Source organism: Synechococcus sp. CCY9202 (assembly GCF_034931685.1).
Classification (GTDB): domain Bacteria; phylum Cyanobacteriota; class Cyanobacteriia; order PCC-6307; family Cyanobiaceae; genus CBW1002.
On sequence record NZ_JAYGID010000116.1, the window covers coordinates 1 to 2,958 of the forward strand.

Annotated in this window: 3 protein-coding genes; 1 reads left to right on the forward strand and 2 read right to left on the reverse strand. The window is 70.8% G+C overall.

Going from position 1 to position 2,958, the window contains the following annotated elements:
* A partial coding sequence (locus VB777_RS14395) for an SDR family NAD(P)-dependent oxidoreductase (protein WP_323249780.1) occupies window positions 1–988 on the forward strand: 988 nt, incomplete at its 5' end.
* A 9-nt stretch (window positions 989–997) separates the two neighbouring features.
* Here VB777_RS14395 and VB777_RS14400 read toward each other — a convergent pair.
* Both VB777_RS14400 and VB777_RS14405 read right to left on the reverse strand, forming a co-directional pair.
* Window positions 998–2,374 (reverse strand): sodium/glutamate symporter, encoded by a 1,377-nt coding sequence (locus tag VB777_RS14400; protein WP_416238362.1) that lies wholly within the window; start codon window positions 2,372–2,374, stop codon window positions 998–1,000.
* 119 nt (window positions 2,375–2,493) lie between these two features.
* Window positions 2,494–2,958: alpha/beta hydrolase family protein (locus tag VB777_RS14405; protein WP_323249784.1), on the reverse strand; the 465-nt coding region annotated here is incomplete at its 5' end.

Sequence of the window (2,958 nt, forward strand, 5' to 3'; positions counted from 1 at the left end):
GGGCCTGATCGGCCTGGGGGGCAGCGCGGCGGCGGCGGCCGTGGCGGCGGATCTGGCGGAAGCCTGGGCCCAGACCCTGCTGGCGGCCGAGGCCGTGGGTCGTTTTCAGCCCGTGAATGAAGACGACACCTTCGAGATGGAGTATTGGAGCCTGGAGCAGGCCAAGCTCGGCAAGGGGCGCGAGAAGCCCCTGGCCCGCCAGGTGGTGCTCGTGACCGGTGGCGGCGGCGGCATCGGTGCCGCCACGGCTCGGGCTTTTGCGGCCCAGGGCGCCGAGTTGGCGGTGCTGGATCGCGATGGCGTTGCGGCGGAGGCCACGGCGGCATCCTGCGGCAAGAAGGCCCTGGGGATCGCCTGCGATGTGACCGATGTCGCCCAGGTGCGGCAGGCCATGGAGCGGGTCTGCCTCCACTTCGGTGGCCTCGACATCGTGGTGAGCAATGCCGGCGCCGCCTGGACCGGTGCCATGGCCGATCTGGAAGACGAGGCGCTGCGGGACTGCTTCGAGCTCAACTTCTTCAGCCATCAGCAGGTGGCCCAGGCGGCCCTGGCGGTGTTCCGCGCCCAGAACGGCTGGCGCCGCACCGATCTGGCCGGCGATGCACCGCGGCTGGGCGGTCAGCTGCTGTTCAATGTCAGCAAGCAGGCCCTCAATCCAGGCCCCAATTTCGGTGCCTATGGCATCGCCAAGGCGGCCCTGCTGGCCCTGATGCGTCAGTACGCCCTCGAGGCCGGCGAGGAGGGTGTTCGCGCCAATGCGATCAATGCTGACCGGATCCGCTCCGGCCTGCTGGATGAGGTCATGATCAAGCAGCGCTCCTCCGCCCGCGGCGTCAGCGAAGACGTCTACATGGCCGGCAACCTGCTGGGCGAGGAGGTCCGCGCGGCTGATGTGGCCGATGCCTTCGTGGCCTTGGCCCAGCTGGGCCGCACCACCGGCGCCGTGCTCACCGTCGATGGCGGCAATGTGGCGGCGATGGTGCGCTGAGGCGGATGCTCAGATCCGGGCCAGCAGCAGCCCCACCGAGATCCAGATCAGCACAAGCACCAGGCAGAGCCCTGTCCAGACGGGCAGCCCCAGGCCGGAGATCGCCAGGGGCGCCACCACGGTGACCACCCCGCCGGCCAGCACCGGCTGCAGCAGCATCTGCTTCATCGAGAAGGCCTGCAGGGCGGTGCTGCGATCATCCGGGTCGGCCATGCGCAGCAGCAGCAGACCGCTGGCTGCCACGCCGGTGGCCTGGCCGAATTCGATGATGCCGCGCTCAAACCAGTCGAACGGCAGGATCCGCGGGGCGAGCAGCAGCACCACCAGCAGGTTCCAGATCAGGCCCGCGCCGGCCAGCACCGTCAGGGGCAGCCAGTCGTGGGCCAGCAGCGAGAGGTTGAGGCAGGCGGTGGCACCGGTGATCAGCAGGTCGGCCGAGAGGGTGGCCGTGAGCCCCTGGATCGGCGCTGACACCCACTGCACCTGGTTGCTGCGTTCCAGCACCAATCGCACCAGCAGCGATCCCACCAGGGCCAGTGGGAAGACGGGCAGGGCGTCGATCACCAGGGCAAAGCCGCCGCCCACCCCGTCGGCGATCCAGCGCAACCCCTGCAGCGCCACCCAGCCGAACAGCACGGCCAGACCGGCCAGGCCGAGATTCACGGCCCAGTCGGCCACTGTCCGCACCAGGGCCGGTGTCGCCACCGTGGGGGCCTCCAGGGGGCGGGGGACGAGGTTGTCGAGCGGATCGGCTGTCCGCACCACCTCCTCCACGGCTTCGTGCACCATCACGTCGGCGAACTTCAGCCAGCCGCTGCTGCGGGCCAGCACCACCACCAGTCCGCCCACCAGCGTGGAGGCCAGCAGCCCCACCGTGGCCATGGCCAGCCCCAGGGCTTCGCCGCCCTCCAGACCGAGCCGCTCGTAGGTGGGGCCCATGGCGGCGGCTGAGCCGTGGCCCCCCTCAAAGGCCACCTCGATCAGGCAGGCCATCACCGGGCTGACCCCCAGAGCCGGCTGCATGACCATCACGGCCAGGCCCCCCACCAGGAACTGCCCGAAAGCCAGGGTGAGCGCCAGCGACAGCTGGCCCGAGAGCGGTCGCCACAGACCGGCCAGGCGGGGCAGGGGTTTGCCCAGCAGCAGGGTGGCGAACACCAGCGTCAGCAGGGGCAGGGGCAGATCGGACCAGAGATCGATCACGGCCTGGGGCAGCAGGGGCAGCAGGCCGGCCGGGGCGATCAGCAGACCGAAGGCTCCCGCCAGCAGGGCCTCCGGCAGTCCCCAGCGCCGCATGCCCAGCGCCTGACCCACACTCACGCCGAGCACCAGCAGCAGCAGCAGCGCCCCCGTGGCCAGCAGCAGCGTGGCGAGGCTGGTCTGCATCCAGCCAGTCAGGAGGGAGAAATCCAGCTCCAGCTCATTGATCACGGGTCACGTCCTGCGTGGCGAAAGCCGTCGTGGTTCTCAGCCTGATCGGTGGCTGCCCCCTGGCCGCGAAGTCGTCACAGCCCAAAGGCGTTGCGGAAGAACGCTTCGGTGGCCTCGAGAACGGTGCGCTGCACGGCGCCATCGCGGAAGCCGTGGCCTTCGCCCTCGAACAGCCGCACCTCCACCGACACTCCGTTCGCCCGCAGGGCGCTGGCCATGGCCAGGGTCTGCTCCGGTGGCACCACCCGATCCTCCGAGCCCTGGAAGAAGATCACCGGGCAGCGGATCCGATCGGCGTGCCGCAGCGGCGAGCGGGCCTCGTACAGCGCCCGGTCCTGGGGCCAGGGGCCCACCAGTCCGTCGAGGTAGCGGGCCTCGAAGCGATGGGTGTCGGTGGCCAGGGCAGCGAGATCAGCCACCCCATAGCGGCAGGCGCCGGCCCGGAACACCGACGTGAAGCAGAGGGCGGCCAGGGTGGTGAAGCCGCCGGCGCTGCCCCCCTCGATCGCGATCCGCTGCGGCGCTGCCCGGCCGGCGGC